Source organism: Nonomuraea glycinis (assembly GCF_035920485.1).
Taxonomy (GTDB): Bacteria; Actinomycetota; Actinomycetes; order Streptosporangiales; family Streptosporangiaceae; genus Nonomuraea; species Nonomuraea glycinis.
The window spans coordinates 1440571-1466409 of sequence record NZ_CP109166.1 but is presented as its reverse complement, the minus strand read 5'-3'; the positions used below and the strand labels follow the sequence as shown (position 1 = coordinate 1466409).

27 protein-coding genes and 1 tRNA gene are annotated in these 25839 nt (G+C 69.2%); 13 read left to right on the top strand and 15 right to left on the bottom strand.

Features of this window, described 5'->3' with window-relative positions; all coding sequences use genetic code 11:
- Positions 1 to 24: 24 nt before the first annotated feature.
- The 3 genes from OHA68_RS06755 to OHA68_RS06745 form a co-directional block, all read right to left on the bottom strand.
- Positions 25 to 327, bottom strand: a complete 303-nt coding sequence (locus tag OHA68_RS06755) for an FmdB family zinc ribbon protein (RefSeq protein WP_327106812.1) — start codon at positions 325 to 327, stop codon at positions 25 to 27.
- 68 nt (positions 328 to 395) lie between these two features.
- Complete coding sequence (locus tag OHA68_RS06750; RefSeq protein WP_327106811.1) at positions 396 to 1901, bottom strand: potassium/proton antiporter; 1506 nt, start codon at positions 1899 to 1901, stop codon at positions 396 to 398.
- A gap of 24 nt (positions 1902 to 1925) precedes the next feature.
- Complete coding sequence (locus OHA68_RS06745) at positions 1926 to 2495, bottom strand: 5-formyltetrahydrofolate cyclo-ligase (protein ID WP_327106810.1); 570 nt, start codon at positions 2493 to 2495, stop codon at positions 1926 to 1928.
- 24 nt (positions 2496 to 2519) lie between these two features.
- Here OHA68_RS06745 and galU point away from each other — a divergent pair, with 24 nt between their 5' ends.
- From galU to OHA68_RS06710, 7 genes are all read left to right on the top strand, one after another.
- The gene (galU, locus tag OHA68_RS06740; protein ID WP_189145010.1) at positions 2520 to 3422 is read left to right on the top strand and encodes a UTP--glucose-1-phosphate uridylyltransferase GalU; all 903 of its coding nucleotides are present in this window, start codon (positions 2520 to 2522) and stop codon (positions 3420 to 3422) included.
- Complete coding sequence (glp, locus tag OHA68_RS06735; RefSeq protein ID WP_327106809.1) at positions 3409 to 4596, top strand: molybdotransferase-like divisome protein Glp; 1188 nt, start codon at positions 3409 to 3411, stop codon at positions 4594 to 4596. The genes galU and glp overlap by 14 nt, the downstream gene beginning before the upstream one ends.
- The gene (gene moaC / locus OHA68_RS06730; protein WP_327106808.1) at positions 4593 to 5063 is read left to right on the top strand and encodes a cyclic pyranopterin monophosphate synthase MoaC; all 471 of its coding nucleotides are present in this window, start codon (positions 4593 to 4595) and stop codon (positions 5061 to 5063) included. Before glp ends, moaC begins: the two co-directional genes overlap by 4 nt.
- Positions 5060 to 5536 carry a MogA/MoaB family molybdenum cofactor biosynthesis protein gene (locus OHA68_RS06725; protein ID WP_327106807.1) on the top strand — a complete coding sequence of 159 codons (477 nt, stop codon included), beginning with the start codon at positions 5060 to 5062 and terminating at the stop codon, positions 5534 to 5536. The genes moaC and OHA68_RS06725 overlap by 4 nt, the downstream gene beginning before the upstream one ends.
- 72 nt (positions 5537 to 5608) lie before the next feature.
- Entirely contained in the window at positions 5609 to 6262 is a 654-nt protein-coding gene (locus OHA68_RS06720) for a GNAT family N-acetyltransferase (protein ID WP_407674487.1), read from the top strand.
- A 124-nt stretch (positions 6263 to 6386) separates the two neighbouring features.
- Positions 6387 to 6965: a divisome protein SepX/GlpR gene (gene sepX / locus OHA68_RS06715; protein WP_189145014.1), complete on the top strand. Its 579-nt coding sequence runs from the start codon at positions 6387 to 6389 to the stop codon at positions 6963 to 6965.
- A gap of 47 nt (positions 6966 to 7012) precedes the next feature.
- Positions 7013 to 7086 (top strand) — tRNA-Ala (locus OHA68_RS06710).
- Positions 7087 to 7169: 83 nt separating this feature from the next.
- On the opposite strand, the gene OHA68_RS06705 is transcribed toward OHA68_RS06710, so the two are convergent.
- From OHA68_RS06705 to OHA68_RS06695, 3 genes are read right to left on the bottom strand one after another with little or no spacing between them, the layout of a single operon-like run.
- Positions 7170 to 7361 carry a hypothetical protein gene (locus tag OHA68_RS06705; RefSeq protein WP_327106805.1) on the bottom strand — a complete coding sequence of 64 codons (192 nt, stop codon included), beginning with the start codon at positions 7359 to 7361 and terminating at the stop codon, positions 7170 to 7172.
- Positions 7362 to 7408: 47 nt separating this feature from the next.
- Entirely contained in the window at positions 7409 to 8206 is a 798-nt protein-coding gene (locus OHA68_RS06700) for a site-specific integrase (RefSeq protein WP_327106804.1), read from the bottom strand.
- Positions 8181 to 8372 carry a hypothetical protein gene (locus OHA68_RS06695; RefSeq protein WP_327106803.1) on the bottom strand — a complete coding sequence of 64 codons (192 nt, stop codon included), beginning with the start codon at positions 8370 to 8372 and terminating at the stop codon, positions 8181 to 8183. Before OHA68_RS06695 ends, OHA68_RS06700 begins: the two co-directional genes overlap by 26 nt.
- Positions 8373 to 8715: 343 nt before the next feature.
- Here OHA68_RS06695 and OHA68_RS06690 point away from each other — a divergent pair, with 343 nt between their 5' ends.
- Together OHA68_RS06690 and OHA68_RS06685 are read left to right on the top strand one after the other, a co-directional pair.
- Positions 8716 to 9267 carry an RNA polymerase sigma factor gene (locus OHA68_RS06690; protein WP_327106802.1) on the top strand — a complete coding sequence of 184 codons (552 nt, stop codon included), beginning with the start codon at positions 8716 to 8718 and terminating at the stop codon, positions 9265 to 9267.
- Positions 9264 to 9854, top strand: a complete 591-nt coding sequence (locus OHA68_RS06685) for a hypothetical protein (protein WP_327106801.1) — start codon at positions 9264 to 9266, stop codon at positions 9852 to 9854. Before OHA68_RS06690 ends, OHA68_RS06685 begins: the two co-directional genes overlap by 4 nt.
- A 411-nt stretch (positions 9855 to 10265) precedes the next feature.
- Here the strand turns inward: OHA68_RS06685 and OHA68_RS06680 are convergent, their stop codons facing one another.
- From OHA68_RS06680 to OHA68_RS06670, 3 genes are all read right to left on the bottom strand, one after another.
- Positions 10266 to 10526: a helix-turn-helix domain-containing protein gene (locus tag OHA68_RS06680; protein ID WP_327106800.1), complete on the bottom strand. Its 261-nt coding sequence runs from the start codon at positions 10524 to 10526 to the stop codon at positions 10266 to 10268.
- A complete protein-coding gene (locus tag OHA68_RS06675; protein WP_327106799.1) occupies positions 10516 to 10845 on the bottom strand; it encodes a replication initiator in 330 nt (109 codons plus the stop codon). Before OHA68_RS06675 ends, OHA68_RS06680 begins: the two co-directional genes overlap by 11 nt.
- A 151-nt stretch (positions 10846 to 10996) precedes the next feature.
- Positions 10997 to 11998 (bottom strand): NADP-dependent oxidoreductase, encoded by a 1002-nt coding sequence (locus tag OHA68_RS06670; RefSeq protein ID WP_327106798.1) that lies wholly within the window; start codon positions 11996 to 11998, stop codon positions 10997 to 10999.
- 152 nt (positions 11999 to 12150) lie between these two features.
- Between OHA68_RS06670 and OHA68_RS06665 the strand changes: the two genes are divergently transcribed.
- Together OHA68_RS06665 and OHA68_RS06660 are read left to right on the top strand one after the other, a co-directional pair.
- Positions 12151 to 15192 carry a BTAD domain-containing putative transcriptional regulator gene (locus OHA68_RS06665; protein ID WP_327106797.1) on the top strand — a complete coding sequence of 1014 codons (3042 nt, stop codon included), beginning with the start codon at positions 12151 to 12153 and terminating at the stop codon, positions 15190 to 15192.
- 66 nt (positions 15193 to 15258) lie between these two features.
- Positions 15259 to 16170, top strand: coding sequence for a zinc-binding dehydrogenase (locus OHA68_RS06660; RefSeq protein ID WP_327106796.1), 912 nt, complete (start codon positions 15259 to 15261; stop codon positions 16168 to 16170).
- Between the two features lie 825 nt (positions 16171 to 16995).
- Here OHA68_RS06660 and OHA68_RS06655 read toward each other — a convergent pair.
- From OHA68_RS06655 to OHA68_RS06640, 4 genes are all read right to left on the bottom strand, one after another.
- Positions 16996 to 18408, bottom strand: a complete 1413-nt coding sequence (locus tag OHA68_RS06655; RefSeq protein WP_327106795.1) for an OmpA family protein — start codon at positions 18406 to 18408, stop codon at positions 16996 to 16998.
- A 161-nt stretch (positions 18409 to 18569) separates the two neighbouring features.
- Positions 18570 to 19784: an aminopeptidase gene (locus OHA68_RS06650; RefSeq protein ID WP_327106794.1), complete on the bottom strand. Its 1215-nt coding sequence runs from the start codon at positions 19782 to 19784 to the stop codon at positions 18570 to 18572.
- Complete coding sequence (locus tag OHA68_RS06645; protein ID WP_327106793.1) at positions 19765 to 20694, bottom strand: MFS transporter; 930 nt, start codon at positions 20692 to 20694, stop codon at positions 19765 to 19767. Before OHA68_RS06645 ends, OHA68_RS06650 begins: the two co-directional genes overlap by 20 nt.
- Before the next feature lie 31 nt (positions 20695 to 20725).
- On the bottom strand, positions 20726 to 21241 hold the full coding sequence (locus OHA68_RS06640) for an ArsR/SmtB family transcription factor (RefSeq protein ID WP_327106792.1): 516 nt from the start codon (positions 21239 to 21241) through the stop codon (positions 20726 to 20728).
- Between the two features lie 373 nt (positions 21242 to 21614).
- Here OHA68_RS06640 and OHA68_RS06635 point away from each other — a divergent pair, with 373 nt between their 5' ends.
- Positions 21615 to 22358, top strand: a complete 744-nt coding sequence (locus OHA68_RS06635; RefSeq protein ID WP_327106791.1) for an MBL fold metallo-hydrolase — start codon at positions 21615 to 21617, stop codon at positions 22356 to 22358.
- A gap of 634 nt (positions 22359 to 22992) precedes the next feature.
- Here the strand turns inward: OHA68_RS06635 and OHA68_RS06630 are convergent.
- Positions 22993 to 23442 (bottom strand): phage integrase central domain-containing protein, encoded by a 450-nt coding sequence (locus OHA68_RS06630; protein WP_327106790.1) that lies wholly within the window; start codon positions 23440 to 23442, stop codon positions 22993 to 22995.
- A 96-nt stretch (positions 23443 to 23538) separates the two neighbouring features.
- On the opposite strand from OHA68_RS06630, the gene OHA68_RS06625 reads away from it, so the two are divergent.
- Entirely contained in the window at positions 23539 to 24072 is a 534-nt protein-coding gene (locus OHA68_RS06625) for a zinc-binding dehydrogenase (RefSeq protein WP_327106789.1), read from the top strand.
- A gap of 417 nt (positions 24073 to 24489) precedes the next feature.
- Here the strand turns inward: OHA68_RS06625 and OHA68_RS06620 are convergent, their stop codons facing one another.
- On the bottom strand, positions 24490 to 25617 hold the full coding sequence (locus tag OHA68_RS06620) for a hypothetical protein (protein WP_327106788.1): 1128 nt from the start codon (positions 25615 to 25617) through the stop codon (positions 24490 to 24492).
- Positions 25618 to 25839: the final 222 nt, after the last annotated feature.

Below are 25839 nucleotides of genomic sequence, written 5' to 3'. Positions count from 1 at the left end.
GCGCCGGCGTCGAGACCGGCCTCGCTAGTTGGCCGCGGCGGCGGGAGCCGGCGTCGAGGTCGAGGCGGCGGGCTTGCTGCTCTCGGCGGGCTTGCTGTCGGTGGACTTGGTTTCGGCGGGCTTGCTGGAGGGGGCCGAAGAGGTCGACGACGCGCGGTTGTCGGTGCGGTAAAAGCCCGACCCCTTGAACACGATGCCGACGGCAGAGAACACCTTGCGCAGGTTGCCCTCGCAGCTCGGACATACGGTCAACGTGTCGTCGCTGAACTTCTGGACGACCTCGAGCTGCTCACCGCAGTCGTTGCAGGCGTACTGGTAGGTCGGCACGCGCTCCTCCTAAAGGCTTTGGCACTCGAGTGATGCGACTGCTAATGGTAACTGATAGGTCCAAATTCCTATTCCAGTCCCCGCTCGCCGTACCATCCGGCCAGTTTCCCGCGGCGGCTGACGGCGCGCAGGCGGTGTTCCACCTGGTTGCGGCAGTCCACCGTGGTCACCACCAGGAGCTGGTCGTCGGACCTGATCCTCGTGCTCCGCGAGGGCACGAACGACTTCCCGTCGCGGACGACCAGCGTCACCTGGGCCCCGGCCGGCAGCCGCAGCTCGAAGATCTCCACGCCGTGCAGCTGGGAGCCAGGAGGGACCCTGACCTGCAGCAGGTCGGCGTTCAGCTCTTCGAGCGGCGCGGCCTCCACCTCCAGGTCGTGCGCCTCGCCGGGAGCGGTCACTTTGAGCAGCCGGGCCACCAGGGGCAGCGTCGGCCCCTGGAGCAGCGTGAACACGATGACGATCACGAAGACCTGGTTGAAGATCTCCTTCGAGCCCGCGACCCCGGCCGCCCACGGGATGGTCGCCAGCACGACCGGGATGGCGCCACGCAACCCCGCCCAGGACAGGAACGCCTGCTCGCGCAGGCTCACCGTGCCCAGCCGGGCCATCCGGGTGACCAGCGAGCTGGCCATGACGGTCAGCGGCCGAGCCGCCAGCACCAGGATCGTCCCGGTGATCAGGCCGGGCACGATCGCCGCCGGCATCTCCCTGGGGCTGGCCAGCATGCCGAGCATCACGAACAGCCCGATCTGCGCCAGCCACGCCGCGCCCTCCGCGAACCCCTTGGTCGCCGCCCGGTGCGGCAGCCGCGAATTGCCCAGGATCAGGGCGGTCAGGTAGATGGCCAGGAATCCCGAACCGTGCAGCAGCACGGCCCCGGCGTAGGAGACCATGGTCAGCGCGAGCACGGCGATCGGGTAGAGGCCCGAGGCCGGCAGGGCGATGCGGCGCAGCGCGTAGGCGCCGGCGGGGCCTACGGCGAGTCCGACGGCGGCGCCGATCAGCAGCTCGACCGTCGTCTCCAGCAGGAAGGTGCCGACGCTCGGCGCCGTGTGGGCGGCGCTGCTCAGCAGCACCACGGCGATCACCGTGGGGGCGTCGTTGAACCCGGACTCGGCCTCCAGGATGCCCGCCAGCCTGGGCGGCAGTGGCAGCCTGCGCAGCACGGAGAACACCGCGGCCGCGTCGGTGGGGGCCAGCACGGCTCCGAGGATCAACGCGGTGGTGATGTCGACGCCGAGCAGGAAGTGCACGGGCACCGCCACCGCCGCGATGCTGACTGCCACGCCGAAGGTGGCCAGGATCAGCGCGATGGGGACCGATCCGCGTACGTGGTTCCAGTTCGTGGTCAGGCCGCCCTCGGCCAGGATCATCGCCAGCGCGAGGAAGCCGATGTCCTTGGCGATCCCGGGATCGCTGAACGGGATGCCCGCCACGGAATCGCCCAGGACCAGACCGAGCCCCAGGAACAACAGCAGACTCGGCAGGCCGCTACGGTGCGCCACCCGTACGGAGATGATGGCCGCGATGACGATCGCGGCACCGACAAGGAGCCAGACATCAAGCGTCATCTGGTCCCCTCTATGTGTGTGTAGTCACTTAAGACTAGTGAGTCCCACTGGTGTGATCGCAAAGTGGACCGGTTTGTCATGCGGCTCGGCCGGCACATCGTCCCTGAGCTCGCCCTCATGCAGCAGCGCGACCGTGGGCACGTTCGGCCCCACCCTGCTCAGCGCGCGGTCGTAGGAGCCGCCGCCGCGGCCGAGGCGTACCCCGGAGAGCCTGTCCACGGCCAGCGCGGGCACGATCACGAGCGCCGCCGTGCGGATCGCGTCGATCCCACGCCGGGTGTCCACCGGCTCCGGCACGCCGAACCGGCCGGGCGCGAGCGTGTCGGGACCGTCGTACACCGCCCAGTCGAGGTCGTTGTCCTCCCGCAGGACCGGCAGCATCACGGTGGTCCCGTGTTTCCACAGGGCGAACACCAGCCCGTGGGTGTCCGGCTCGGTGCCGATCGACCAGTAGCAGGCGACCAGTCCGGCCATCTGCGCCCACGGCTGATCGAGCAGCGTTTCGCGGATATTGGTGGCGTTCGAGCGCAGTTGCTCGGGTGTGAGTGAGGCGCGCGCCGAAATCAGCTCACGGCGCAGGTTCAACTTGTCCACAGGTACCTCCACTAGGGTCTACTCATGGCTGACTTCGACCCTGTGACGAAAGCCGTCGTGCCCGCCGCGGGTCTGGGCACCCGGTTCCTTCCGGCGACCAAGGCGACACCCAAAGAGATGCTGCCCATCGTCGACAAGCCCGCCATCCAGTATGTCGTCGAGGAGGCCGCCTCCGCCGGGCTGCTCGACCTTCTGATGGTGACAGGCAAGAACAAGCGGTCGATCGAGGATCACTTCGACCGCGCGTTCGAGCTGGAGGAAGTGCTCGAGGCGAAGGGCGACGAGCACCGGCTCTCCCAGGTCCGCGACCCGGCCGCCCTGGCGACCCTGCATTACGTACGGCAGGGCGAGCCGAAGGGGCTCGGTCACGCGGTGCTCTGCGCCAAGCAGCACGTCGGAGACCACCCGTTCGCGTGCCTGCTCGGCGACGACCTCATCGACCGGCGCGACCCGCTGCTCAAGCGCATGATCGAGGTGCGCAACACCTACGGCGGCAGCGTGATCGCGCTGATGGAGGTCCCCAAGGAGCAGGTCTCGCTGTACGGCGTGGCCACCATCGAGGGGAGCGTCGAGGACGACGTGGTGCGGGTGACCGACCTGGTGGAGAAGCCGCCGGTGGACGAGGCGCCCTCCAACTGGGCGATCATCGGCCGCTACGTCATCGACCCCGCGGTGTTCGAGGTGCTGGAGAACACCCCGCCGGGCCGTGGCGGCGAGATCCAGCTCACCGACGCGCTGCGCACGCTGGCCGGCAAGAGCGTGGCGGAGGGCGGGCAGGTGCACGGCGTGCTGTTCCGCGGCCGTCGCTACGACACCGGCGACAAGCTCGACTACCTGCGTACCGTGGTCAAGTTCGCGGCGGACCGGCCGGACCTGGCGCCCGACTTCCTGCCCTGGTTGCGAGAGTTCCTCGATGAAATCAGTTGACGCGCACCTGGCCGACATCCTGGCCACGGTGCGCCCGCTCGCGCCGCTGGAGCTGGAGTTGGAGCAGGCTCTCGGCGGGACGCTGGCGGAGGAGATCACCTCACCGGTGCCGCTGCCGCCGTTCAACAACTCCGCCATGGACGGATACGCCGTACGGTCGGTCGACATCGCGCAGGTGCCGGTCACCCTGCCGGTGATCGACGACGTGGCCGCCGGCTCCGACGAGCTGCGGGCCATCGGCCCCGGTCACACCATGCGGATCATGACCGGTGGCCCCCTCCCCGCGGGGGCCGACGCGGTGGTGCCGGTGGAGTGGACCGACGGCGGCACGGTCTCCGTCCGGATCGATCGTACGGTCGAGGTCGGCAACGCCGTCCGGCACGCGGGCGAGGACGTGCCCTCCGGCGCGGTCGTGCTGGAGGCCGGCACGCTGATCGGCCCCGCCCAGCTCGGCATCATCGCCGGAGTGGGCCGCCGCCGCGTGCTGGCCCGCCCCCGGCCGCGGGTCGTCGTGCTCGCCACCGGCGCCGAGCTGGTCGAGCCCGGCCTTCCGCTCGGCCCCGGGCAGATCTGGGACTCCAACAGCTTCACGCTGACCGCCGCCGCCCTCGAAGCGGGCGCCGACGCCTTCCGGGCGCCGACCGTGGGCGACGACCCGGCGGCCTTCCTGGAGCAGCTCGACGCCCAGCTCCTCAGGGCCGACGCCGTCATCACCAGCGGCGGCGTCTCCATGGGCGCCTACGAGCCGGTCAAGGAGGCCCTCGCGCCGCTCGGCACCGTACGCTTCGAGAAGGTCGCCATGCAGCCCGGCATGCCCCAGGGCTTCGGCGTCGTGGGCGACGACCAGGTGCCGGTCTTCGCGCTGCCCGGCAACCCCGTCTCGTCGTTCGTCTCTTTCATGCTTTTCGTACGGCCTGCGCTCGGCAGGATGCGTGGACTGCCCGCCGGGCCGGCCGAGACGGTCACCGCCCGGGTCGCCGGGGCGGTGCGCTCGCCCGAGGGCAAGCGGTCGTTCCTGCGCGGGCGGCTCGACCCCGGCGGCGAGGTGACACCGTTGCGCGGGCAGGGCTCCCACCAGCTCGCCGCCCTGGCCTCGGCCGATGCCCTGATCGTGGTGCCCGAGGACGTCACCGACGTGCCGGCCGGTGCGGAAGTGCAGGTGATCAGGCTGTGAGTGAGTTCACCCATCTGGACGAGACCGGGGCCGCGCGGATGGTCGACGTGTCGGCCAAGGACGTCAGCGTCCGCACCGCCACCGCCACCGGGCGGGTGCTGCTGACCGGCGAGGTCATCGAGCTGCTGCGCTCCGGTGAGGTGCCCAAGGGCGACGCTCTGGGCGTGGCGCGGATCGCCGGCATCATGGGGGCGAAACGGACACCTGACCTCATTCCGCTCTGCCATCCCATCGCCCTGCACGGCGTGAAGGTGACGCTGGACGTCGAGGACTGGGGTGTGGGGATCACCTGCCGGGTCAAGACCGCTGATCGGACAGGTGTGGAGATGGAGGCGCTGACGGCGGTCACGGTCGCGGCGCTGGCGCTGATCGACATGGTCAAGGCCGTCGACCCGGCCGCGGTGATCAGCGACGTGCGGGTCGAGGAGAAGACCGGCGGCAAGACCGGCCTCTGGACGCGGCCATGATCCGGGCGCTGGTGGTCACGGCGTCGAACCGAGCATCCGCCGGGATTTATGAGGATAAATCCGGGGCGCTGCTGGTGACGCTGCTCGGCGAGGCGGGCTGCACGGTCGACGGCCCGGTCGTGGTGCCCGACGGCGACCCGGTGGAAGGCGCGCTGCGCGACGGGGTCGCGGCAGGCTATGACGTGATCGTGACCACAGGCGGCACCGGGCTGACCCCCACCGATCTGACGCCCGAGATGACGGCCCGAGTCATCACCCGGGAGATTCCTGGCATCGCCGAGACCATCCGCTCGGCTAACCGCGACAAGGTCCCCACCTCGATCCTCTCCCGGGGCCTCGCAGGTCAGGCAGGTGCCACCCTCATCGTCAACCTGCCCGGATCCAGCGGCGGCGTACGCGATGGCGTCGCCGTGCTCACGCCCATCCTCCAGCACGCCGTCGACCAGATTCGCGGCGGCGACCACCCTCGTTGATCTCCACTGATTCCCAAGTGCACGAAGTGACCGGAATCGACCCGTGGCGGCATCGGGCGTGATAGGGGGATGATGAGAGATGTGGATCGACTACGCGGCTGGCCTGCGACGCTGAGCGAAGGTCCGGTCGGCCTCCGGCCGCTCCGGCTGGGGGATGTGCGCGTTTGGCGCGACACCCGGGTGCGCAATGCCGACTGGCTACGCCCCTGGGAGCCCAGCAACCCCGAAACGCCCCTGTTCAAGACCGGACTCGGACCGTACATCTCCATGGTCGGCACGCTGCGCCGCGAGGCCAGGCAGGGCATGGCCCTGCCCTGGGTGGTCACGTACGGTGATCGCTTCGCGGGGCAGCTGACCATCGGCGCCATGGTCTGGGGGTCGGCCCGCTCCGCACAGGTCGGCTACTGGATCGACGGCGCGCTCGCCGGCCGGGGCATCACCCCCACCGCCCTCGCCCTGGCCGTCGACCATTGTTTCTTCACCGCGGGATTGCACCGGCTGGAGGCGAACATCCGACCTGAGAACCAGGCCAGCCGTAGGGTGGTTGAGAAGCTCGGGTTCAGGGAAGAAGGCATTCGGCGTCGTCAACTCCACATCGATGGAGCCTGGCGCGACCACATCTGTTACGCGTTGACCGTTGAGGACGTTCCTGGCGGGCTGCTCGTGCAGTGGCGTCGCGCTCGTGAGTCAGCAGCTCACGGCGGGTCTCCAGTAGAAGAGGTTTGACGATCTCGCGACACACCGCATCGAATGCTCGTCAACTAGTGACAGACGGTCTTACGGTGCGTGACGTGAGCACATTGAAGGCGCCAGAAGCACAGAGGCGCTTTCGTGCTGCCCGGAGGTGCCCATGAGCGGCGCTTTCCTCTACCTTGCCATCGTCGTCATGTGGCTGTGTGTCCTGATCCCGATGTGGCTGCGCAGGGACAAGACAAACCTCGCCGAACTGGCCGAGCTCGAAGAACACTACACCGGCGAATACCAACTCCCCGACCTCAGCGAGGCTGACGGCACGCAGGAGTTCGACACCGCGGAGTACGAGCGCGTCGACCCACGCCAGTTCCGGGCCCGGCGGCGAGCCATCATCGTCGCCCGCCGGCGTCGGCTGCTCTTCTTCACCAGCCTGCTCGTGGTGGCGACCGTGGTCACGGCCGCCGTGCGGGTGATCCCCTGGTGGGCGGTGGCGCCGGCCTGCGCGATCATGCTCGGCTACATGGTGTTCCTGCGGATCGCCGTACAGGTGGACCGCGAGCGGCGGCAGCGGGCCGTACAGGCGCGCGAGCGGGCCCGGCGCGTACGGGCGCAGCGGCGCGCGGCGGAGATGGCGGCGCAGGCGGAGGCCGAAGTCATCGAATTCGCGGCCCGACAGGCGGACGTCCTCTTCGACCAGTACGCGGAACCACCCCGGCGAGCGGTGGGCGACGGGTAAGGGTGGCGCGGGGACCCCCGGAAGTTTGCTAACCTGGTCTAGTCCTTGGGGATGTAGCGCAGTCCGGTAGCGCACTTCGTTCGCATCGAAGGGGTCAGGGGTTCGAATCCCCTCATCTCCACCCAGGTCAAAGGCCGTTTCCGAGTGATCGGGAACGGCCTTTCGCGTTCTTGGGTGACTAAGTGAGTAACTAGGTATTCCGGATCAGCGTGGACCACGGTCGTAGATCGCTGCGACGATCGCTGTCAGGAAAAATCCCAGGCCCGCTCCTACCATCGCGACCACGAGCGGAGTGTGGGTCGCCGTGACGCCGCCGAAGAAGGTGGCAAAACAGGCGAAGCCAAGGATGACCCACCCAACGATCAACAAGCCAAAGGCTTTGCTACTGCGGTTCACTTGCGTCCTTCGTAGAAGGGGCAGGGCTAGAAGATGATCGCGCAAGATCAGTCACTAGGGAAGATCTCATCCATAGCCTCGGCACCATCCAGGAGCACCGGACGGAGCTGTTTGCGATAGACGGTCTCCGTCACGCTGGTGTTGCGGTGGCCGACCAGGCGTGAGATGGCCTCGATGGGCATGCCGGAGTCGGAGAGCGGCGAGACGAAGCTGTGCCGCATCTCGCGGGGTGTCCAGTCCTTCGGGTCGAGGCCGGCCTTTTGGAGGACGGCCCGGAAGGAGCGGCGGACGTTGTGCGCGTCGAGTTCCGTGCCGACCTTGGACGCGAACACGAGGTCGTTGTCTTGCCAGCGGTCGCCCGCTGCCTTCTTGGCTACGTCCTGGCGTTCGCGGTGGAGCTTGAGAGCGTCGACGCAGCGCCGCGGCATGGCCAGGGTGCGGCGGGACTTCTTCGTCTTGGTGTCGCCGCCTTCGCGGACGGAGCGCCAGACCATGATGGACGGTGGTGTCCCGTCCAGGTTGACGTGCGACCAGGTGAGCGCGCGCAGTTCCTCCGTCCGAGCCCCGAGGAGCAGTGACAGGACGACGTACGCGTGCAGGGGCGTGCCTTCGGACGCCTTGAGAACGGCCTCGGCCTGGGCGAGGGTCAGCGACTTGGACGGGCGGCCTTCCTTGCCCTTGGGGATCTCGCACAGGAGCACGACGTTGCGCTTCACCTTGTCGCGGGCCTGAGCCCTTGAGATCGAGCGGACGAGGATCGAACGCAGTTCGCGCAGGGTGCGGGTGCTGAGGTGGTTGGACCTGTCGACGAGCCAGCGGTCAACGTCGTCCGCCGTCAGGTTCACGAGCTTGCGGGCGCCCAGGCATGTCGGCGTCGCTGAGGTGATCGCCAGCGAACTCTGTCAGCGTCTCGCGCGTGATGGCCAGGCGCTGCATTCGTTCCTCGACTGCGGCCAGTTGCGCCCGCAAGTCCTCGGCCTGCCGTAGCGCAGCCGTCTCGGCCTGGGTCACGCGTTCCCATAGTGACGTCACCATCGCCTCCCACAGGAGAAGCCGCCGTACCCGCCTGCCGCATTCACGCCATGCAGCCCAACAACTCCAAACCGTAAACGGCAAAGCACTGGCAGTCACTACGGGGCGTAAAGATCTTTCAGGCCATGCATCGTCAACGGTGGAACAGTCGAAAGGCGGGAGTTGATCCCGGCCGAGAGCGTGTTCGCGTTCCGGCACGCAGCGCTGCCCCAGCCAGGACTAGCCACCGCTCATGCGACTCACACGTCGATGACGTCGGCTTGTAAGCCTTTGATCGCTTCATACCAAGTATGGGTGTAGATCGACGAAGGGAGCATGGCCGGTGCGTCGTAAACAGGCGGAGTTCGCCACAGACTCTGCGGCGTTCGAGGCCTTCTACCGGCGGCACGTCGAAGGGATCACGCGATTCCTGGCCCGCCGGGTCGATGACCCCCATGCGGTCGCGGACCTGGTGGCGGATGTGTTCCTGGCGGTGATGGAGTCCGCTCACACCTACCGGCCGGGACGGGGCAGCGAGGTCGCGTGGCTGTATGGCGTAGCACGCAACACGCTCTCGGCCGAGCGGCGCCGGGCGTTGCGGGAGTCCCAGCTGACCGACCGCGTAAGCAGGCGGCGGCCACTGGACGGCGACGACATCGCCCGGCTGGAGGAGCGGATCGACGCGGAGCAGCCCGCTCGGCGGGCTTTCCAGGCCATGGCCGACTTGCCTGAGGGGGAACGCGCCGTGCTGGAGTTGGTCGTCATCGACCAGCTGACAGTCACCGAAGCCGCGAGCTCCCTCGGCATCCGGTCGGGGACCGCCATGGTGCGGCTGCATCGCGCGCGCCGAACGCTCAAGGAAGTGCCCTTCGTCATGGAAGGAAACGGCACATGAGTTTCGAGGAGCAGTTGCTGATGGATCTGAAAGTCGAATTCGCCGCGCGGGACGAACACCGTCGCCGTACTGTTCGCCGCGTGTCCTTGGGAGCGGCGGTGGCCGGCCTCGCCGCCGCGGCGGCCATCGCCGTACCGCTGATGACCGGCACGGAGAGCTCGGCGTACGCGGTGAGCAAGAAGGCGGACGGCACGGTGGGGGTCGAGATCCGTGAGTTCAAGGACGCCGACCGGCTGGAGCAGGATCTGAAGGCGGCGGGCGTCAGAGCGGACATCACGTACCTCGAGTCCGGCAAGCAGTGCCAGAAGAACAGAGGACGGAGCGTCCTGGCTCCGGACGGGCTCGTCACCATGCGGGAGGGCGGGCTGGATATCAAGCCTCAGCTCATCGGCAAGGACAAGACATTGGTGTTGGAGTTTGCCGGCAAACAGGACGATGAGAAGGAGCCCCCCGTAACCGGAAAGGTGTTCTGGAAGCTCGCCACGCTCCTGGTCCCCGGCGATGTCGGCCCGTGCGTCGTCATCGACGACCCACAGTGGAACGATGACGGCAGCGACACATCAGGACGGCCGCCTGCGGGAAGCTAGCCCTCCGATACGGCGACGCCCGCGCTACCGTTCGGTCCGGCACCACGACCCAGGGCGCGGGCTTGTCCAGAGGCGGCGACAGCGGCCGGGTCTGCGAGCGGACCGGGCCGCGCGCGGGTACGAGGATCGTCCCCCGGCCGTGGTCGCGGCCAGGCGAGGCGGGTACTCCTCCTCTGCCACACGCGTGAAGTCTTCCCTGGGGAAAGCAGTGCGACCGAAGATCGCTAGAAGCTGGGTGGACATTCACCGTATGAGCCGTCCGGGAAGCGATCACCGTCGTGATGGAAAGCGATCTTGACAAGCCTGTCTTATCGCAGGCCAGTCACACTCGTGAACACCCCACCCAGGTCAAAGGCCGTTTCCGAGTGATCGGGAACGGCCTTTCGCGTTGCTGGGTGACTACGTGTTTGATCAGTGGCGGTTGAGGTCCTCGATCGCCAGCACGACTGCTGTGATGAGGAACCCCAGTGCCACGCCTACCAGCGCGATCACTGCTGCGGTGTGCAACAGGGTGATGTACTCGCGGAGGGCGCTGGCCGGGATCAGGCGGCAGCGGCCCTGCTTGACCGAGCGGAGTCGGCCGGAGCGTAGCTGCTCGTAGATCACGCTGCGGCTCATGCGGAGCTTCAGCATGGCGTCAGGACCGCGGTAGAGCTGGACGTCATCGGCCATGCTTGCCTCCTTCGTTGGCTGTGGCGGCCAGGGCGGATTCGCCGGGGGTGAAGCCTTGTCCGGCGTACTTCCAGTGGGCGAGGACGAGGGTGCTGGTCGGGTCGTAGGGCAGGCGTTGCAGTTCTTGCGCTTCGCGGTACTCCTGGCGGACGCGCCGTAGGGCGGTCAAGGTGGTGGAGTAGGCGCGGCCCTTGGTGGAGAAGTGGCCTCGGAAGCCGAGCATGTGGGCCCATTGGCGCAGCCGGAGCGGGGCCAGGTCCAGGTGGGTCTCGGGAAGCCGCCTGGAGGTCGAACCGCAACCGCGTGCGAGCGCTGCCAACGCCGGCGCGTCTGTGCGGGCCCGGCCAGGCAGACGCTCGGCCGGCTGCGCGACCGGCCGAGCGGACCCGGCGAGTCCCGCCCGGCGTGGCGGACTCGCTCTCTCCTGTGCAGGCGACGGTGACAACGAACACCTTCTGGCGTGACGTGTCTCAGAGCCTCACCAGCATCTTGCCGACGTTGCCGCCGCGCATCATGTCCAGAAAGGCTGAGGGCGCCCGCTCGATGCCCTCGGCCACGGTCACCTCGGTGTGCAAGGAGCCGTCGGCCAGCCAACCGGCCGCCTTCGCGATCCATTCCGGAAACAGGTGGAAGTAGGAGTTGATCAGCATGCCACGCAGGGTGGCGTCCTTGGCGGCCAGGGTGAACAGGTTGCTCGGGCCGGGGACCGGCTCGGTGGCGTTGTAGGAGCTGATCGCGCCCACCATCGCGATCCTGCCGCCGTGACGCAGTGCGTCGATGGCCGCCACCAGGTGGTCGCCGCCGACGTGGTCGACGTAGACGTCGATGCCGTCGGGGGCGACCTTGGCCAGTTGCTCGGCGACCGAACCGGCACGGTAGTCGATCGCGGCGTCGTAACCGAAGTCCTGCACGAGCTTCTTCGTCTTCAGCGTCCCGCCCGCGGAACCGATCACGCGGGAGGCGCCGAGCTTGCGGGCGAGCTGCCCGGCGACGCTGCCCACCGCCCCGGCCGCCGCCGAGACGAGGACCACATCGCCCTCCCGCACGGGGGCCACGTGGGTCAGGGCCGCGTAGGCGGTCAGCCCGGTGGTGCCCATCACGCCGAGCCATGCCTCGGCGGGGGCCAAGGTGAGGTCGGCGACGGTCGCGGCCGCGGCGTCCACCGCGGCGTACTCGCGCCAGCCCATGAAGTGCACGACGGTCGCGCCCACCGGAATGTCGTCCGAGCGCGAGGCCACGACCTCGCCGATCGCCGAGCCGTCCAGGGGTTCGCCGAGTTGGAACGGCGGCAGGTAGGACTCGGCGTCGTGCATCCGCTCGCGCATGTAGGGATCGACCGACATCAAGGTGTTGCGGACCAGGACCTGACCATCCGTCAGCTCCGGGAGCGCGGTGGTGACCAGCTTGAAGTCCTCTGGGCGCGGCTCGCCGATGGGGCGGGCGGCCAGGTGGATCTCACGGTTGACGGTCATGGAGGTACTCCTCACTCGTGGTGCTCTCTGCTTCGGGCTCCACTCTGGAGGGGGTCGCGCACGATCGGCTGGGGGTTCGCTGCGGGTACTGTGACCGGGTGCGATTCGGTGTGCTCGGTCCCCTTTGCGTATGGACCGACGACGGACGGCCCGTGCGTATCCCCGAAGCGAAGGTCCGGGCGCTGCTCGCCGACCTGCTGGCTCACGAGGGACGTCCGGTGTCGGCCGACCGCTTGGCCGAGGACCTGTGGGGGGACAACCCACCGGGCAACCCCGTCAACACGTTGCAGACCAAGGTGTCCCAGTTGCGCCGCGCCCTGGAACTGGGCGAGCCGGGAGGGCGCGAGCTGGTGACCTTCCAGGCGCGGGGCTACGTCCTGCACGCCGTCGACGTGGATGCCGCTCGTTTCGTCGCGCTGCTCGAACGGGCCCGCGCCGCCACCGATCTGCGGGCGAAGGCGGGGCTGCTGGGGGATGCGCTGGCCCTGTGGCGCGGTCCCGCCTTCTCCGACTTCGGTGACGAGGAGTTCGTCCGTGCCGCTGCCACCCGGCTGGAGGAGCAGCGCCTGACCGCGATGGAGGAGTGGGCGGAGGTACGGCTGGAGCTGGGCGAGCACAGCCTGGTGACCGACGAGCTGGGCGAGCTGGTGGCCGCCCACCCACTGCGGGAACGCCTGCGCGCCGCCCACCTGCGCGCGCTCTACCGGTCGGGACGGCAGGCAGAGGCGCTGGCCGGGTACGACGATCTGCGGCACCGGCTGGCCGACGAGCTGGGCTTGGACCCCGGCCCCGAAGTGGCCGCCCTGCACCAGGCGATGCTGCGCCAGGATCCTTCGCTCGCGCCGGCGCGCCCGCGTACGAACCTCCCCGCCCCCCTGACCGGGCTGATCGGCCGCGAGCAGACCATAGCCGAGGCCGGCGCCCTGCTCGGTTCGGCGCGCCTGGTCACGCTGACCGGCCCGGGCGGTGTCGGCAAGACCAGACTCGCCCTGGCGGTCGCCGACCTCGCCATCGGCGCCTTTCCCGACGGGGTGTGGCTGGTCGAGCTGGCGGGCACCTCGGGCGAGACGGCGACCGTGGCCGAGGTGGTGGCCGCCGAACTGGACGTCCGCGACGACACGGCGACCGGTTCGCGTCCCGGCGTGCGCCCGACCGGTCTGGCGCGCCGGCTCGCCGATGCCTTGCGCGGCCGGCGGCTGCTGCTGGTGCTGGACAACTGCGAGCACGTGATCGAACCGGTCGCCGAGCTGGTGGACCTGCTCCTGCGGACCGCCCCGGACCTGCGCGTGCTGACCACGAGCCAGGAGCCGCTGGCGCTCCCCGGGGAGACGCTGTACGTGGTACCGCCGCTCGAACTTCCGGTGCCCGGAGCGGATCCGGCGCGGGCCGCCTCCGTGCGGCTGTTCGTGGCCCGTGTCGCGGCCACCGCGCCCGGGTTCGTGCTGGACGAGGTCAGCGCACCCTCGGTGGCGGCGATCTGCAGGAGGCTGGACGGCCTGCCGCTGGCGCTGGAACTTGCCGCCGCCCGGGTACGGGCCTTGGGCGTCCGCGGCGTTGCCGACCGGCTGGACGACCGCTTCCACCTGCTCACAGTCTCGGGCCGGGGCCGGCCCGCCCGCCAGCAGACCCTGCGCGCGATGATCGACTGGAGCTGGGAGCAGCTCACCGAGCAACAGCGGCTGATCATGCTGCGGCTGGCCGTCCACCCGGCAGGCTGCACGCTGGAGGCGGCCGAGGTGGTGTGCGCGGGATCCGGACTGGACTCTGGACTGGACGTCGCCGACCTGGTGGACCAGCTGGTGGCCAGGTCGATGGTCGAGTCCTCCGACGGGATCCGCTACCGGCTGCTGGAGTCGATCGCCGCCTACTGTCTCGAACGGCTCAGCGACGACGACCCGGTCTTCCAGCGCCGCGACCTCTACTACACCGAACTGGCCGAACGGGCCAGGCCGCACCTTCACGGTCCCGCTCAGCGCCAATGGCTGGACCGCCTGGACGCCGAGGCGCCCAACCTGCGGGCCACGCTCGAGCACACCACCGACCCCGCGCTGGCACTACGCCTGGTCGACGCCCTGGCGTGGTACTGGTACCTGCGCGGCAGACACCGCGAGGGCCGCGCCTTCATCGCCGCGGCCATGGCGCTGCCCGGCGCGGAGTGCCCCGGGACGGCCGCGTGGGAGGCCGGGTTCGCGATGCTGACCGGTGACGGCACCGACCTGCTGCTGCGCAGCCGTGCCGCAGCGCAGGCGCTGGACGCCCGCGACGCGCGGCCACGCTGGTTCCTGGCACTGGCGCATCTGAGCTTCGGGGACGCCGCCACCGCCGAGGGCCTGCTGACGGAGGCGCTGGCCGGCTTTCGCGCCGCGGGCGACCGCTGGGGCGAGGCGGCGGCGCTGGCGGGCCGCGCCAAGCAAGCGATGTTCCAGGGTGACCACGCCCTCGCCGAGCGGTCAGGCACCCAGAGTCTGGCGATCTTCGGTGAACTCGGCGACGGCTGGGGGCAACTGCAGGCGTCCGACATGCTCGGCTATCTCGCCGAGGTCACCGGCGACTATGAGCGGGCCGCCTGCCTGCACCACGAGGGTCTGCGCATCGCCGAGGACCTGAGACTGTGGACCGACGCGTCCTACCGGCTGTCCAGCCTCGGACGGCTCGCCCTGCTGACCGGGGACCTGGACGGGTCCCGGGAGCTGCACGAGCGGGGGATGCGCCTGGCAATCGAGCAGTCCAACGACTTCGCCGAGGAGTTCGCCCGGGTCGGCCTCGGCCTCGTGGCCCGCCGCGCCGGGGACCTCGACACCGCGGAGCGGCTCTTCCAACAGTCGCTGGCCTGGAACCGCCGCCTGGAAACCGACTACGGCGTGCCCTTCTACGGCCTGGCGCTCCTGCTGGCCGAACTCGGCTTCATCGCCGAACAGCGCGGCGCCCTTGCCACGGCCAGGTCGTTGCACCTGGAGGGCCTCGCCACGGCTCGCGAAGTCGGCGATCCTCGCGCCATCGCGCTGGCACAGGAGGGGTTGGCCGGGGTCGCGGCGGCTGAGGGCGCCTACGAGGAGGCGGCGGTTCTGCTGGATGAGGCGGCCGCGCTCAGGGAGTCGGTGGGCGCGCCCCTGCCGGCCGCGGAATGCGGCGACGTCGACCGGATCGCCGCTGCCGTCCGAGCGGCGCTGGGAGGGACGGCGACCATGCGCTGATCCCCAGCCGATCGTGCGCGCGTCGCGTCAGGGTCGTACCCGTAACGCACTCATGGAGGAGTAACGATGCGAGCCCTGACCTTCAACCCGGACCTTTCCTTCGAGGTCGTGCCCGACCCGGTGCCCACGCCCTCACAGGCGCTGGTCCAGGTTGCGACATTCTCGCTCAACTTCGGCGAGATCGCTTTCAGAGGCGCGGACATCCGGCCCGGGTACGTCCCGGGCTGGGACGCCGCCGGAGTGGTCCTCCAGGCCGCCGCCGACGGCTCAGGTCCTGCCATCGGTACCCGCGTGGTCACTTTTGGCTGGTCGGGGGCCTGGGCGGAGTTGCGCGCCGTGGACACCGCCGAGCTGGCCGTTGTTCCCGAGGCCGTCGACCTGGGGCAGGCGAGCGCACTGCCGGTCGCCGGGGTCACGGCGCTGCAGGCGGTTCGCCGGCTCGGCCCGGTGGCGGGCCGCCGCGTCCTGGTCACCGGGGCGTCCGGCGGCGTCGGCCGCTTCGCCGTACAGCTCGCCGCCCGTGCGGGAGCCCGTGTCGTCGCCTCCGTCGGCAGCCCCGCCCGCGCTCAGGGCCTGCGTGAACTGGGCGCCGCGGAGATCGTGATCGGTCCGGAGAACCTGGAGGGCCGCGTGTACGGCGTGCTGGACAACGTGGGCGGGAGGCAGCTCGCGCAGGCGTTCTATCGGCTGGAGGACGACGGCGTGGCGATGGCCATCGGACGGGCGGCCCGCGAGAGCACGATCATCGACTTCGAGCTCGCGGGCACGCGATCGGCGCGGGGGAGGATCGAGAACTTCAACGTGACCACGCCGTTCGGCGACGACCTTGCTCGCCTGGTCGAACTGCTGGCGACGGGCGAACTGGTCGCGCAGGTCGGCTGGCGCGGACCATGGGACACGGCGATGGAAGCCGCCGATGCCCTGCTCGCTCGCCGCGTCGCCGGAAAAGCGGTCCTCGACGTCCGACCTGTCGAGTAGCGCTGGACGATCGGTCCCTACAATCCCGTGTCCGCCGATGGGTGCGGATCCGCCGCCATGCTCGTGGAGGGCGACTACCTCGGATCAACCCCCGCCGCGCTTGGGCGGCTCAGCACGGGAGCCCTGCCCTACAGCACCTGGTTGAAGGTCAACGCCCACAACCGGCTGAGTTCTCGCGGCCGGAGACGAGCTCGTCCTGGCGATCGACGCGTTCAGCCCCGGGAGACCGGAAGACCATGCCGGCATCGGCCAATGGCCGCGAATGGCTATCGCACCCGGGCATAACGGTCCGCATGCCCGACGCAACACGCTGAGCCCCTGAACGCTCAGCCGGGAAACGATCACACGCACCTCGGGAAGCGATCTTCGCCAGGGCGTCGTCGTCGCTGCTCGACCACACTCGTGAACACTCCACCCAGAGCCGTTCTTGAAACGGCTGCAGGACAGTTGACGGGATCCCGTCTGATCATCGCGATCAGGCGGGATCTTGTCGTCTCGGGAGTTTCCGAATCGGGTTCGTCCTGGTTTGCGAGCTGGGAGCAGGCGTCAGGGAAGGCCCGGGTGGTGTCAGGCCGCTGGTGGAGGGGCGAGATACGGCCGTTGGGCATGGCGAAGCCGGCGGTGGGCGGGGCATTGCGGTGGGGTGGTGGGTTTTGCGGCTTATGGGGCGGGTGGTGGCCTGCTCTGGCCTGCGGGTTGGGTGCCATCGAAGGGCGCGGCTGGAGTCGGCCTGCCGGGAGGGCTACCGTGCTGGCGGCCCTACCGTTCCATGGACGACGGACGCCGTCTCGTACTGACCCCACCGCCAAGATTTTCAGGACGCTCCTAGCGCGAGACGGGCACGTTTCTGACCGTCCCGAGATCCTTCACGTCGAAGGTCATCGACGTGGCGCCCTCCGGCGGCGCGGGGAAGTAGATGTAACCGCGCTGCGTGGAGCCGGCGGGAATCGTCGTGACCCCGTTCTGCAGGAAGTGCGACTCGCTCGTCCGCGTGCCGAAGTACCGCGCCTTGGTGGCCTCGTCCACGAGCGTGATCGCGCTGAACGGCGACATCGCCACGTACTCGTGCGCGAACACCGCGCTGAACGGCTGGGGCACGGGCACGACGAACATCTCCTTGTTCGTGTTCTCGATCTCGAAGGGCGCGACCAGGAGCGCCCCGTCCCGGTAGAGGGGATGCACATCCAGCCGCAGCTCTCCCCGGGTCAGCGACCCGACCACGGGCCCCAGGTCATCCCCCCTGAACGGCGCGGGCCCGGCGGCCACCGTCGCACCCGTCGTCGCCGAGGGCGACAGGGTGACCGTCATGTCCGGGGTGCGGTTCTTCACCTTGTAGGAGATCTCCACCCGGCGGTTGCGCGCCCTGCCCTCGGGGTTGTCGCCGCCGTCCGGTCTTTCGTTCTTGGCGATCGGCTCGTGCTCGCCCTTGCCCGTGGCCCGGTACGTGTAGTCGACCCCCAGTATGCGTGCCAGGTAGTCCCGGACGGCCTTCGCCCGCCGTTCCGACAGCCGCTGATTGTAGGCGTCCTCGCCCTTGCTGTCGGTGTGTCCCTCGATCTCGATGGGCGGCCTGGCGGGGTCGGCGCGCTCCCGCGTCTCCTGGGCCACGTCCCGCAGGATGGACGCCGCCTTCGGCGAGAGAGTGGCCTGGTCGAAGGCGAACAGCACGTCAGTGCGCAGGGCGACGGTCTCGTCCTCACCCTGCTGCGTGACCGACCTCTCGGGCGTCTCCACGTACTCCTGCACGTCGGCCACATAGGACCAGGCGTCGGCGGTCGGCGGCGTCACCGGCCACTGGAACACGCCTCCCGGATCGGCCTGGCCCTCCTCGCCGGGCTTGGCGACGGGCGGTGGCGCGCCGTCGGTCACGGGGATGCCGGTCAGCTCGCCCAGCCCCGCCATGGCGAGCACCGTCACCTGCTTCACCCCCGCGGGCAGCGGTGGGAAATAGACCTCCACCGGGTAGCGGGTGCCCTTCCTGAAGGAGTCCGTGGTGGAGTTCTTCCTGGTGCCGAACGCCTTCTTCCCGTCCTGCTCGCGCAGCGTGAAGTACAGTTTCCTGCCGACCGGGTCCAGCAGCCAGAACTGGGCGAAGTCGGTGGTGGGCGGGCCGAGGCCGAAGTCGGCGCCGTGGAAGTCGGCGGTGTTGATGGAGAGCTCCATCTTCAGAGCGGTGAGGTCGCGATGCCGTTCGACGGCCTTGATCTCCAGATCCACCGGCGCGCCCGCGCTGACCACGCCTCGGCGGGTGAACCCCTTGCTTTGCGCGGCGGTCGAGGGGACCAGCTGCGGCGACGGTCAGGGCGGTGTCACGCACAACAAACTCTCCCTTCAACGAGATCATTCGCGACTGAGATCGGCCGTCAAGTTGATACTCCCGACTGTGTTGTGGCAGGGCGTCAGAACTCCCAGGCGTCGTTGCGCAGGAGCACCATCTTCCCGCCGGGCCCCAGCCCGGTGACCGTGACGTCCGAGCCGCCGACCATGAAGTCGACGTGCACGCGCGAGGTGTTCACACCCGCCGCGTCGAGCCGTGCGGGATCGTCGGTACGCAGGTGGGCGGGCACGCCCGGAGGCAGCCCGGCGCCCCAAGCCAGGTGGCAGGTGGCGTTCTCGTCCAGAAGGGTCTCCATGAAGGTGATGCCGCTCTCGCCCACCCGCGAGGAGCTGTCGACCAGAGCGAGCTCGCCCAGCCGGGCCGCTCCCGCGTCGGTCGCCTGGTGCGCGCGGACGACGTCGGCTCCGGCGCTCGCCCTGACACCGGTCACGACGCCGCCGGCGAAGGTCAGTTCCAGATCGCGGATGACCGTGCCGTCGAGGGACAGCGGCCGGGTGGCGCGGACCGTGCCGTCGACGCGCCGGTAGTCGGGAGTCGTGAACACCTCCTCGGTCGGCAGGTTGGCCTGGAACGGGCGGCCCTGGACGTCCTCGAGGCGGGCGGCGGTCCAGTGGGCGTCCGGGAGCAGGCCGATGGTCAGGTCGGTGCCGGGGCCCTCGAACCGCACGGCGTCCAGGCGCATCTCGGTGAGCCGTCGGGCGCGGTCGAGCAGTTCGGCGATGCGCTGCCGCCACGCCTCGCGCGGGTCGGGCTCGTCCAGACGGAGGACACGGCGCAGGTGCCGCCACAGCCGGGCCTGGTCGGGTTCGCCGAAGACGGCGCGGGCCCACTCGGGCGTCGGGCAGGGGACGATCGTCCAGCGGACCAGGTTGTCGAGCTGGAGCCGCTGCCGGGAGGTCAGGGCCGGCATGCGGTCCAGCCCGACGCGCACCGGATCCAGCCCCGCCAGGAGGTCGGGGGCGGCGGCGCCGCGGATGTTGACGAGGACGCCGCTTTCGCGTCCGAGCTCGTCGTTGCGGGCGTCGAGCCACGAGGGCACCTCGGCCAGGCTCGCGGTGGCGGCGTGCCGGACGCGGGATCGTTTGACGTACGGGTCGAAGTACCAGACGTCGACGTAGCGGGCGCCTCTGGCGTACGCAGCCTCGGCCAGGGCGCGGGCGAGCGGGGCATGCTCGATCTCGGCGTTGATCAGCACCCGGTCGTCCGCCAGCAGGGGCACGGCCACGTCGAACACGACGTCGGCATAGCCGGACAGGTCAGCGGGGGGAACGGTCAAGGGGGGCTCCTTCGTGTTCGTGGTGACGTACGGGCAGGAACAGCAGCGCTCCGGCGGCGGACACGACGCCCGCGAGGGCGAAGCCGCCGGCCAGGCCGAACCGGTCGGCGAGGGCGCCGAGGGCCAGGGCGGCGGTGAGGAATCCGATGTCGAAGAAGGCCGTCGTGGTGGCGACGGCGGATCCACGTTCGCGGGCGGGCAGGCCGTGCACCGCCATCCTGAGGAAGGCGGGCAGCCCGAGGCCCTGCCCGGCGCCGATCAGCGCGATCGCGCACCAGGTCCCGGCCGGAGAGGGCCAGGCGGCGAGCAGGATCGATCCCGTCCCGGTCAGCAGGAGGGAGGTGACGGCCAGGCGCGTCGGGGCGGCCGTGGCGAGCAGGCGATATCCGGCCAGTCGGATGGCGACGAGGACGCCGCCGTAGGCCAGGAAATGGAGGCCGCCGGAGCCGCCGAGCGCGGCGAGGTGCAGCGGCAGGAAGGCGCTGATGGCGGTGTAGCCCCACACGGAGGCCAGGTAGCCGAAGCCGGGTCGTAGAGCGGACGTGTGGTACAGCCGGGCCCGCCGGGTTCCCGGATCCGGGCTCGCGCTCTCCGTGTCCGCGCTCATCGTCTTCGGCAGGGTGAGGCCGAGCCGCCGGTGGTCGCTGGCCAGAGTTGCGAGGCCGACGTAGGCCAGCGCCTCACCGATGCCGGCGACGCCGCGCAGGGCTGTGCGGCGTCCGGCCCTGTCGGCCACCCTTCCGGCCAGCGGGCGCGCGAGCACCCCGGCCACCGCGGTGACGGCCAGCGAGACGCCCACCATGCCGGCCTGCTGGCCCAGCGGGCCGGTGACGTATCGCGGAACCGCCGGGATGAGCAGTCCGACCGACAGGAACGCGCCAGCCGCGCAGACGAGCAGACGGCCGATCACCGCTCGTCACGCAGTTCGGGCAGGCGGCCGATCATCGTTCGTCACGCAGTTCGAGCAGGAGCGCGGTCATGCTGACCTTGACGCCGTCGTGCGGCGGGCCGGCCTTGTCGTGCAGGAGCGCCACGGCCTGGTCGATCAGGCCGACGATCTCCTCCCAGACGGGCCTGGCCAGCCATACCTCGGCGTCCATCGACGTGCGCTGGCGATCAGTCTCAGCCAGGCGCCTGGCCAGGTCAGTGCTCATCGCCCGGTGGACGAGTTGCCGTCCCTCGGACCGGTCGAGGCGCTCGCCGCTGGACGGATCGTACCGGTACCGCAGTTGCGGACGGCCCTTAACTGCCCGCGGCCGCCCGTCCGTCTGCTGGAGGAAGCCCGCTTTGGCCAACTGGCGCAGGTGGTAGCTGGCTGAGGCGTGCGCGATGCCGAGTTCGTCGGCGACCTCGGTGGCCGACATCGACGCGCCGGTGAGCAGCGACACGATGCGGATGCGCAGCGGGTTGGCCAGGGCGCGCAGGGGAACCAGGTCATCCTGATTTTCCAAAGACACCTTGGGATAATAATTTATCCAACAGCTCTTGGGAAAGAGGTGGCTCTGCGACGCGCCCTCAGGGCTGGACGGCAGTGCCGGACGATCGCGGCGTTCATCCCGGAGAGCGATGATGAGGCGGGGCCGCGGCGCGGCGGGCCGAATCGCCCAAGCGGTAACGAACGGCGCAGACTTCATCGAGCCGCTGCTGGAAGTCCTCGACCTTCCACCGCCGCAGCGAGCAGGTCACGCGGTACGACCTGTTCGATCGCGTTCCACACCTGCGACGGCCCGACGAGGAGGCCTTGCACCTCCTTCGGCCTCCAGCGCCTCACGGCGGACCGGGACTTCGTGTCGATCACTGAGCACGAGCGACATCCGTTAGGGTTCACGGATGCTGCTGACGATCATTGGCGGATGCGGTGCGTGGCCGGCGGCGGGCCAGGCCTGCAGTGGTTACCTCGTGGAGCACGACGGGTTCAGGCTGCTCGTCGACCTTGGACACGCGACGGTGCCGCGGCTGCTGGAACGGGTCAGCGCCGATCAGATCGATGCCGTGTTTATCAGCCACGGACATCCCGACCACTGCGCCGACCTGAACCCGCTGTTGCGGGCGCGCACGATGCGTGATGACCCGCCGGCGGCGCTGCCGGTGTACTCGCTGCCCGGCGCCCTGGACGCGGTGCTCGCGCTGGACCGCCCAGGGGTGCTGACCGACGCCTATGTCCTGCACGAGTTCACCGCCGGCAGCGGATTCGACATCGGCCCGTTTCGCGCACAGACTCGTCTGCTGCCGCACTCGGTGCCCAATGCCGGCATACGGCTGACAGCGGGCGGACGGGTGCTCGCGTACACGGGCGACAGCGGCCTGAGTCCCGACAGGGTGGAACTGGCGCGTGACGCTGACCTGCTCCTGGCCGAGGCCACCTTTGTGAACCAGGTCCCGGAGGATTCCCGACGTTACCTGACGAGCGCCCGTCAAGCAGGCCGGCAAGCCCTGGAAGCCGATGTCCGGCGCCTGGTGCTGACGCACCTGCAGCCAGGCACGGACACTCCGGCCGCGCGAGCCGCCGCCGGGGCCAGCTACGACGGTGAGATCGGCATCGCCACGTCCGGTCTCACCTTCGACCTTTCGTGAGCCAAGGTTTCGGGGATCGAAGAACGTTCACCGGACGCGGGCTTGGACAGGACTCCACCCGTCATCGCTGTCTCGGTTCACCGCGCTGCTGGTCGCGCCGATGACCGATCCGGGTGTGCTGCGTGTGCCGGCGGGATCACCGCCGGCCGATGCCCTGGCCGCGATCGTCGCGTGGATGTGTGCCTGCCGACAGTGTCATCCGCGCAGATCATCCAGCTCGCCCGCCTTGTGTCCTGCGGGTGCCCGAAACTCGGCCGTTGGGGTTGACCTGGGGGTCGACTGTTCTGTTCTGGCGGGCGTGATCGCTGTTCGTGGCGTTGCGGTTGCTCTATCTGATCTTCATTCGGCTCGCGGGTCGGCTGGTGCGGTCGGGGCGCTCGCAGAGGTCGAAGGAGGCGGAGATCCTGACCTTGCGACACCAGTTCGCGGTGTTGCGTCGGCAGGTGGCCCGGCCTCAGCCGGCGGGGCGGACCGAGCGGTGATCAGCGCGCTGGCGCGGCTGCTGTCTCTGGAATGTCGTCGGCGGTTGTTCGTGACGCCGTATTGCAGCGGCTGAGTGAGGGCGCCCGGGCCTACAGCGCCTGGTGGAACGTCAACGCCCACAATCAGCTGAGCTTCGCAGCCGGAGGCGACCTCATCTTGACGATCGACGCGTTCTTCCCCGGGCGGCCGGAAGACTACCCCGCTCTCGGCCAATGGCCCGAGCTCGTCCGTCCGTGCCCGTGGGAGTGGTGACCAGTTCGGCAACGTTCCTGAGCACCATGTCACGCGCCTGAGCTTGCCGGATGGCTCGCTTCAGGACGCCGTGAATCTCCCGGAGAGTGGTGGTGGCCAGCGTGTCGGCGAGCTGGTCAAGCCATTCATCCAGATGATCGGCACGTAGCTGCTTAAGCTTGATATTCCCTAGTTTCGGGATGACGTGAGTCTCAGCGAGGATGCGCAGCCTGGTGACGGTGTTCTCGGACCTGCCCCTGAGACCCTTGCTGAGCCAGTCGTTGACGGCATCCCGCACGGTGTAGGTCTCCGATGCGGTGACGCCGGACTCAAGGGCTGCGACGGCCTTGATCAGCTTGTCCTTGACCACGGCCTTGGTCTTGCCCTTGCGCTTGGGTCACGTCCCCGCGTGACCTGTTCGACCTGGCGCGCGCGGCCCAGCTCCTGGAGGCGTTGGTAGACCCAGGTGCGGCGCGTCACCGGCGCATCGGGCGGCGTCGGACGATTCGCCGTGCAACTGGCCGCGCGGGCAGGCGCGCACGTGATCGCCTCCGTGGGCGGTCCTGAACGTGCCGAGAGGCTGCAGTCCCTCGGCGCCGGCGAAATCCTCGCCGGTACGGCTAAGCCCGCCGAACCCGTCTTCGGCGTACTCGACAACGTAGGCGGCAACCTGCTGGCCGAGGCGTTCGGGGCCCTGGAAGACGGCGGCATTGTCCTGTCCATCGGATGGGCATCCTGCGAGCCGACCATCATCGACTTCGAGGAAGAACGGATGAAAGGCGTTCTCAAGCGTCTCGAACCCTTCACCGCAGCCGCTCCCTTCGGACCGGATCTCGCCTACCTGATCCACCTGCTGGAGAAAGAGGAACTCGATCCGCAGATCGGCTGGTGCGGCCCCTGGGAACGGGTGGATGAGGCGATAGGTGCCCTCCTCGGCCGCCGTGTTCCAGGCAAGGCCGTACTCGACCTCATTCTCCGGGGCCCGACCGATTCCATGTAGACCTGGGAAACGATCAACGTCCTCGTGGGAAGCGATCTTCCCAGCCCCGTCTCAACCGCAGGTCACACCCACTCGTGGACACCCCACCCAGGGGCCGTTCTTGAGACGGCTGGACTGAAGTTGACGGGATCCCGTCTGATCATCGCGATCAGGCGGGATCTTGTCGTTTCAGAAGTTTCCGAATCGAATTCGCCCTGGTTTGGGAGCCGCAGAGCAGGTGGCCGGGAAGGCCCGGGTGGTGTCAGGCCGTTGGCGGAGGTCGGAGTTCGCGTCGCTGAGTATGGCGATGCCGGCTAGCGACGTCACCAGCGCCTCACTTGCGGCAGTCCCTGAACCAGCACATCACTCACCGCATAGCTGCAACTCCACGGCTGTAGGCGGCAATGGCATCGCCGACCCCCAAGACTGCAAGATCCCTTACTGAACCAACTCGTATATCAGCGAAGTCTTCTTGTCGCCGCGCTGGTTGCCGACGAGATCGTGGCGCTCGATTTGGACCCAAAGCCGAGCCGTGCCCGGCGCCGGGGCGATGTCGATGATGGGGTCAGCCGGACTGCCCCCGGGCAAGGTTGATTTGGTCCATCTGCCGTCGCGAAGGTTGAGCACGTAGGGTGCGCCGGAGGCAGGATTGGCGGCGATCCAAAGACCGCTCGCCGGGTCGGTGCGCACCGCGGTCAAAGCTGTCTGCACCACGTTCAGGCTGACCTGCTTCCATTGGGTGCGGTCCCAGTGCAGCACGACCGGGCTGCCACCGTCGGCCCAGGCGGGGCCGACCGCCCACGCGTGGCCATCGGGCTGTGCGGCCAGGCTCATCTGCGAGAGGTAGTGCCGCCCGCGACACGATGACCGAGCCGACTCCGCCATGCACGGGTGATCGACCTTCTTCCAATCTGTGCCGTTCCAGTGCAGCGTGATAGCCACCTCGTTGCTCATCTGCTGGTCGGTCACCACCCAGACATCGTCAGGGCGACCCGCGGCGACCCTGGCCAGGGAAAGCGCCGGGGGCGTGTCGTCCCGCCATATCTTCCCGCTGCGATGCAGAACCTTCGAGGAGTCGCCGTCGGGATCCATGCCGGTGACGAGCCACGCATCGTCTTGGGAGTCCACGGCAATGCCGACGACCTGGTTCCACTCCGCGCTTCGGGAAAGGTGTCGCGTCCAGCGCCCCTCAGACCATTGCCACAGATGCTCTGTCACGCTGTCGTACGTGCCGTAGGCTGCCGCAGCCGCCCAGATCGTCTTCCCGGATGCGGAACTGGCGACATCGAGCCGCCCGGCCTTGCCGAACGGTTCGGGCAGCCCGGCGCGTTTCCATGAGGTTCCGTCCCAGAGCAGCATCGACCAGCGGGGCCGTCGCCCCTCCATGGCGAATAGCGACGCCCCGCCTCCCGCCGTGGAGACCATCCGTAACCCGCCCTGGCCGGTGTATCTCAGCGTCCAGCGCAACGCCGACTCGACGGCGTTATCAGCCGTCCGCCCAGAACCGCTCAGGTCCGCATCGGCAGCCAGCACACACACGCCGGTAAGGGCGAGGGTAGCGAGCACACTCGGAACCATACGCATCTCATTAATGATCACACGACCTGCGCAGGCGTCGGTACTGCCGCATTACATCGTCGTTCCAGAACGCCTCAGTTGGTCCGGCGGCATAGTTGTCTGAATCTGCCCATGCGGAACGACCGGTACACCGACACCACGCGGGAAACGATCACATCGTCACTGGGAAGCGATCATCAACAGGCTCATGCTCCCCCAGCTCACGACTAC

What these genes read in the sequence shown, in the direction of transcription:
- OHA68_RS06680 (WP_327106800.1), bottom strand. Translation starts at nt 10,526, where the DNA reads ATGGCCGATGACGTCCAGCTCTACCGCGGTCCTGACGCCATGCTGAAG.
- OHA68_RS06670 (WP_327106798.1), bottom strand. Translation starts at nt 11,998, where the DNA reads ATGACCGTCAACCGTGAGATCCACCTGGCCGCCCGCCCCATCGGCGAG.
- OHA68_RS06725 (WP_327106807.1), top strand. Translation starts at nt 5,060, where the DNA reads ATGATCCGGGCGCTGGTGGTCACGGCGTCGAACCGAGCATCCGCCGGG.
- OHA68_RS06685 (WP_327106801.1), top strand. Translation starts at nt 9,264, where the DNA reads ATGAGTTTCGAGGAGCAGTTGCTGATGGATCTGAAAGTCGAATTCGCC.
- galU (WP_189145010.1), top strand. Translation starts at nt 2,520, where the DNA reads ATGGCTGACTTCGACCCTGTGACGAAAGCCGTCGTGCCCGCCGCGGGT.
- glp (WP_327106809.1), top strand. Translation starts at nt 3,409, where the DNA reads ATGAAATCAGTTGACGCGCACCTGGCCGACATCCTGGCCACGGTGCGC.
- OHA68_RS06720 (WP_407674487.1), top strand. Translation starts at nt 5,609, where the DNA reads ATGAGAGATGTGGATCGACTACGCGGCTGGCCTGCGACGCTGAGCGAA.
- OHA68_RS06635 (WP_327106791.1), top strand. Translation starts at nt 21,615, where the DNA reads ATGCTGCTGACGATCATTGGCGGATGCGGTGCGTGGCCGGCGGCGGGC.
- OHA68_RS06750 (WP_327106811.1), bottom strand. Translation starts at nt 1,901, where the DNA reads ATGACGCTTGATGTCTGGCTCCTTGTCGGTGCCGCGATCGTCATCGCG.
- OHA68_RS06660 (WP_327106796.1), top strand. Translation starts at nt 15,259, where the DNA reads ATGCGAGCCCTGACCTTCAACCCGGACCTTTCCTTCGAGGTCGTGCCC.
- sepX (WP_189145014.1), top strand. Translation starts at nt 6,387, where the DNA reads ATGAGCGGCGCTTTCCTCTACCTTGCCATCGTCGTCATGTGGCTGTGT.